At 68.2% G+C, this 5,617-nt stretch carries 5 protein-coding genes; all 5 read left to right on the top strand.

Annotation, left to right across the window (positions count from 1 at the left end):
• Positions 1-1,515, top strand: a 1,515-nt coding sequence (kdpA, locus tag WA805_RS01895) for a potassium-transporting ATPase subunit KdpA (RefSeq protein ID WP_425241504.1), incomplete at its 5' end; no start/stop codon positions are given.
• Positions 1,515-3,659 (top strand): potassium-transporting ATPase subunit KdpB, encoded by a 2,145-nt coding sequence (gene kdpB, locus WA805_RS01890; RefSeq protein WP_425241503.1) that lies wholly within the window; start codon positions 1,515-1,517, stop codon positions 3,657-3,659. The genes kdpA and kdpB, both read left to right, overlap by 1 nt.
• A gap of 5 nt (positions 3,660-3,664) precedes the next feature.
• Positions 3,665-4,321 (top strand): potassium-transporting ATPase subunit KdpC, encoded by a 657-nt coding sequence (kdpC, locus tag WA805_RS01885; RefSeq protein ID WP_422277566.1) that lies wholly within the window; start codon positions 3,665-3,667, stop codon positions 4,319-4,321.
• A gap of 7 nt (positions 4,322-4,328) precedes the next feature.
• Positions 4,329-5,087, top strand: coding sequence for a response regulator (locus WA805_RS01880; RefSeq protein ID WP_425241502.1), 759 nt, complete (start codon positions 4,329-4,331; stop codon positions 5,085-5,087).
• 149 nt (positions 5,088-5,236) lie between these two features.
• A partial coding sequence (locus WA805_RS01875; protein ID WP_425241501.1) for a protein kinase domain-containing protein occupies positions 5,237-5,617 on the top strand: 381 nt, incomplete at its 3' end.

Here is a 5,617-nt window from a genome sequence, read left to right as displayed (position 1 = left end):
GGCATAGACCCCGAGGCGGACCAGCGCTGGGGCACCTACGCCCGGTCCATGCTGGCCTTCTCCGGCATCTGCGTGCTCTTCCTTTACCTGTTGCAGCGGATACAGGAGCACCTCCCGTACACCAACGGGCAGGCCCCCGTCCCGTCGTTCCTCGCCTGGAACACCGCCGCCTCGTTCGTCACCAACACGAACTGGCAGAACTACTCGGGCGAGTCCACGATGGGCTACACCGTGCAGATGGCCGGCCTGGCCGTGCAGAACTTCGTGTCCGCGGCCGTCGGCATCGTGGTCGTCATCGCGCTGATCCGCGGCTTCATGCGGAACAAGACCGACCGGCTCGGCAACTTCTGGGTCGACACGACCCGGGTCATCATCCGGGTACTGCTGCCGATCTCCGTGATCGGCGCCATCATCCTGATGGCCACCGGCGTGATCGACAACTTCAACGCCACGCACGTGATCTCCACGCTGACCGGCGGCCACCAGAACATGGTCGGCGGCCCGGTGGCCTCCCAGGAGGTCATCAAGGAGCTCGGCAACAACGGCGGCGGGTTCTTCAACGCGAACTCGTCGCACCCCTTCGAGAACCCGAACCCGTTCTCCAACTGGTTCGAGATCTTCCTGCTGCTCGTCATTCCGTTCGCGCTGCCGCGGACCTTCGGCAAGATGGTCGGCGACAACCGGCAGGGCTACCTGCTCGTCGGCGTGATGGCATTTCTCTGGCTGTGCGCGGTCGGCGGCATCACGTTCTTCGAATGGCAGCACGCGGGCACCGCCTTGCAGGCCGCGGGCGGCGCGATGGAGGGCAAGGAGGTCAGGTTCGGCATCCCCGGCTCGTCGTTGTTCGGCGGGTCGACGACGGTTACATCAACCGGTGCCGTCAATAGCTTCCACGACTCGTTCACCGCGTTCGGCGGCGGCATCCTGCTGTTCGACCTCATGCTCGGCGAGGTCGTCCCCGGCGGCGTCGGCGCGGGCCTGTACGGCATGCTCATGCTCGCCGTGCTGACGGTTTTCATCGGCGGCCTCATGGTCGGCCGCACGCCGGAGTACATCGGCAAGAAGATCCGCCCGACCGAGATGAAGTGGGCGGCGGCCTACATCCTGGCCACACCGTTCTCCGCGCTAATAGGCGCAGCGTTGTCGCTGGGCTTCAGCGTGCCGCAGCGGTCGATTCTCAACCCCGGGCCGCACGGCCTGACCGAGATCGTCTACGCGTTCACCTCGATGGCCAACAACAACGGATCGGCGTTCGCTGGCCTCACCACCAACACGGGCTGGTACAACCTGGCCGGCGGCGTGGTGATGCTAGTCGCCCGGTTCGCCCCGATGATCTTCGTGCTCGCGCTCGGCGGCACGCTCGCCAGACAGCAACCGGTGCCGGCAAGCGCCGGCACGCTGGAGACCCATACGCCGCTGTTCGCCGGGTTGCTCACCGGCGTGATCATCATCCTCGTCGGCCTGACATACTTCCCCGCGCTCGCGCTGGGGCCGTTCGCTGAAGGACTGCACTGATGGCCACCAACCCGATCCAGACCAAGTCCCCGGCCCCGTCCGCCGGCGGCACGCCAGCGCGGCGCGCCGCGGCGCCGAACCGCCGGGTCGGCGGCGGCCTGCTCGACCCCAAGATGCTCTGGAAGTCGCTGCCGGACGCGTTCAAGAAATTCGACCCCCGGGTCCAGATCAGGAACCCGGTCATGTTCGTCGTCGAGGTCGGCTCGGTGCTGACCACGTACTCGGCGATCATCCACCCCTCGATATTCGGCTGGACGATCACCGCCTGGCTGTGGCTGACCGTGCTATTCGCCAACCTGGCCGAGGCCGTCGCCGAGGGCCGCGGCAAGGCGCAGGCCGAGACGCTGCGGCGCACCAAGCAGGAGACCGTCGCGCGGCGGCTGACCTCGTGGACGCCTGGCGCTGACCCGGCAAGCCTCCGCGAGGAGGAGGTACCCGGCACCCAGCTCCAGGTCGGCGACTATGTGGTCGTCGAGGCCGGCCAGGTCATCCCCGGCGACGGCGACGTCGTCGAGGGTGTCGCCTCGGTCGACGAGAGCGCCATCACCGGCGAGTCGGCCCCGGTCATCCGCGAGTCCGGCGGTGACCGGTCCGCGGTCACCGGCGGCACCAGGGTCCTGTCGGACCGGATCGTCGTGCGGATCACCTCCAAGCCGGGCGAGACGTTCATCGACCGGATGATCGGCCTGGTCGAGGGTGCCTCCCGGCAGAAGACGCCGAACGAGGTGGCGCTGAACGTGCTGCTCGCCTCGCTGACGCTGATCTTCGTGATGGCGGTCGTCACGCTGCAGCCGATGGCCTACTACTCTGGCGCGCCGCAGGACCTCATCATCCTGGTCGCGCTGATCGTGGCGCTGATCCCGACCACCATCGGGGCGCTGCTGTCCGCGATCGGCATCGCCGGCATGGACCGGCTCGTGCAGCGCAACGTGCTCGCGATGTCCGGCCGTGCCGTGGAGGCGGCGGGCGACGTGAACACCCTGCTGCTGGATAAGACCGGCACGATCACCATGGGCGACCGGCAGGCCACCGAGTTCCTCCCGGTGTCCGGGGTGGATGTCGCCACGCTGGCAGACGCCGCCCAGCTCGCGTCGCTGGCCGACGAGACGCCGGAAGGCCGCTCGATCGTGGTGCTCGCCAAGAACCAGTTCAACATCCGCGAGCGCGGCCCCGGCGAGCTGCCCGGTGCCGTGTTCGTGCCGTTCACCGCGCAAACCCGGATGAGCGGTGTCGACCTAGCCGACGGCCGGGAAGTCCGCAAGGGCGCGGCGGCCTCGGTTGCGCAGTGGATCCGCGACAACGGCGGCACACCGCCGGATGAGCTCGGCCAGATGGTTGACGACATCTCCGCGGTCGGCGGCACGCCGCTGGTCGTGGCAGAGAAGGCGGCCAACGGCACGGCGCGGGCCCTCGGTGTCGTGTACCTCAAGGACATCGTCAAGGAGGGCATCGCCGAGCGGTTCGCCGAGATGCGGGCCATGGGCATCCGCACCGTCATGATCACCGGCGACAACCCGCGCACCGCGCGGGCCATCGCCGAAGAATCCGGCGTGGACGACTTCCTCGCGGAGGCGACGCCGGAAGACAAGATGGCGCTGATCAGGAAGGAGCAGGAAGGCGGCAAGCTCGTCGCGATGACCGGCGACGGTACCAACGACGCGCCCGCGCTCGCCCAGGCGGACGTCGGCGTGGCCATGAACACCGGCACCTCGGCCGCGAAAGAGGCCGGGAACATGGTGGACCTGGACTCCAACCCGACGAAGCTCATCGAGGTCGTGGAGATCGGCAAGCAGTTGCTGATCACCCGTGGCGCCCTGACCACCTTCTCCATCGCCAATGACGTCGCGAAGTACTTCGCGATGCTGCCGGCGATGTTCTCGATCGCGTTCCCCGACCTGGAGAAGCTCAACATCCTGCACCTGCACAGCCCGCAGTCGGCGATCGCGTCAGCGATCATCTTCAACGCGCTGATCATCATCGCGCTGATCCCGCTCGCGCTGCGCGGAGTCCGGTACAAGCCATCGTCCGCGAGCGCCATGCTCCGCAGAAACCTGTTGATCTACGGCGTCGGCGGGCTGGTCATCCCGTTCGTATTCATCAAGCTGATCGACCTCGTCATCATGAACATCCCCGGATTCAGGTGATCCACGTGAACCGCCTTCCAACCCTCGTCAGGCAGCACATCGCGGCGTTCCGCGCGCTGCTCGTGTTCACCGTGCTCTGCGGGATCATCTATCCCGTGGTCATGGTGGGCGTGGCGCAGCTCGCATTCAAGAACCAGGCCGACGGGTCGCTGGTCACCTACAACGGCAAGGTCGTCGGGTCTTCGCTCTTGTGCCAGGAGTTCGTGGACGCGAAGGGCAACCCGCTGCCGCAGTACTTCCAGCCGCGGCCGTCCAACGCGTCCAGTTCGTCGGTGAAGAACGACTACGGCTGCGACGCGAACTACTCCGGTGCCGCCAACCTCGGCCCCAACAACACGACCCTGCTCAAGACCGTCCAGCAGCTGCAGCAGCAGATCGCGGCGTTCGACCACGTGAAGGTCTCGCAGATCCCGCCGGACGCGGTCACCTCGTCGGGCTCAGGCCTCGACCCGGATATCTCGCCGCAGTACGCGGCCATCCAGACCCCCCGGGTCGCCGCGGCGCGGCACCTGCCGGTATCGCAAGTCCAGGCGCTGGTCAGCAAGTACACCCAGGGCCGGAACATCGGCTTCCTCGGTGAGCCGCGGGTGAATGTGCTCAACCTGAACATCGCCCTTGACGAGTTGCCCGGCCAGGCCCAGTATGCCCAGGCCGGAGCCTGAGCCCGCGGTGACGGCAGCGGCGTCCGGCCGACCGGAGACCTCCCGGCCGGCCGGGCGCCCCGTGCCGCGGATCCTCGTCGTCGAAGACCAGATGCAGTTGCTGCGCGCGCTGGAGATCAATCTGCAGGCCAGGCAGTACGAGGTGCTGACCGCGCGCACCGGCCGGGAGGCGCTGGCCACCGCGGCGGCCAGCCCGCCGGACGCGATGATCCTCGACCTCGGCCTGCCCGACGTGGACGGCACCGAGGTGATCGTCGCGTTCCGCGGCTGGTCACGGGCGCCGATCATCGTGCTGTCCGGGCGCACCAGCCCCGGCGACAAGATCGGCGCGCTCGACGTCGGCGCCGACGACTACGTGACCAAGCCGTTCGCGATGGGCGAGCTGCTCGCCAGGCTCCGCGCCGCGCTGCGCCGCGACGAGGGAGCCGCCCATGACGCGGCGCTGGTCGCCACGATCGGTGACTGGAGCATCGACCTCGCTGCGCACACAATTCAAAATTCAGCATCAGGAACGGTCCCGGCTGGCTCTTCCCCGCCACGCCTGACTCCGACGGAGTGGCGGATCCTGGAAATCCTGCTGCGCCGCCCGGGCCAGCTGGTCAGCTCGGCCCAGCTGCTGTCCGGCGTCTGGGGCCCCGGCTTCCAGGACAGGACGAATTACCTGCGCTTTCACATGACGCGGCTGCGGCGCAAGCTCGAGGAAAACCCGTCCCGGCCCAGGCACCTGCTCACCGAGCCGGGCATGGGCTATCGTTACCAGCCTTAGCTCCCGGCGTTCGCACAGCGATTTCCTGGCGGCTTCTTAGCGTCAGCCGGCCGCCCGCCAGGGGACTCATCGGGTAATCTCAGCGTGCGGTCTCGCTGGGCGTCTTGGGAGCAGGGATGGAACCGCTTTCCGCGAACGACCCTCGTAGTGTGGGGGAATTTCAGCTGCGCGCCCGGCTCGGCGCCGGCGGGATGGGCCGGGTCTACCTCGGTTACTCGCCCGCAGGACGAGCGGTGGCCGTCAAAGTGGTGCACTCAGAACTCGCGCGCGACGCCGAGTTCCGGCACCGCTTCGGCCGCGAAGTCGCCGCTGCCCGGGCGGTCGGCGGCATGTACACCGCGCCTGTTGTCGCCGCGGGTCTCGACGACGACCCGCCCTGGCTGGCGACCGTGTTCGTGCCCGGGCCATCACTGGACGACGTGGTGACCGCGCAGGGTGCGCTCCCTGCCGTCGCCGCCTGGAAGCTCGCGGGCGGCCTAGTCGAGGCCATGCAAGCAGTGCACAGTTGCGGCGTCGTGCACCGGGACCTC

Source organism: Trebonia sp. (assembly GCF_049794275.1).
In the GTDB taxonomy this organism is placed as follows: domain Bacteria; phylum Actinomycetota; class Actinomycetes; order Streptosporangiales; family Streptosporangiaceae; genus Trebonia.
The sequence above is the reverse complement of the archived record's forward strand: the minus strand, read 5'-3'. Positions and strand labels throughout refer to the sequence as shown.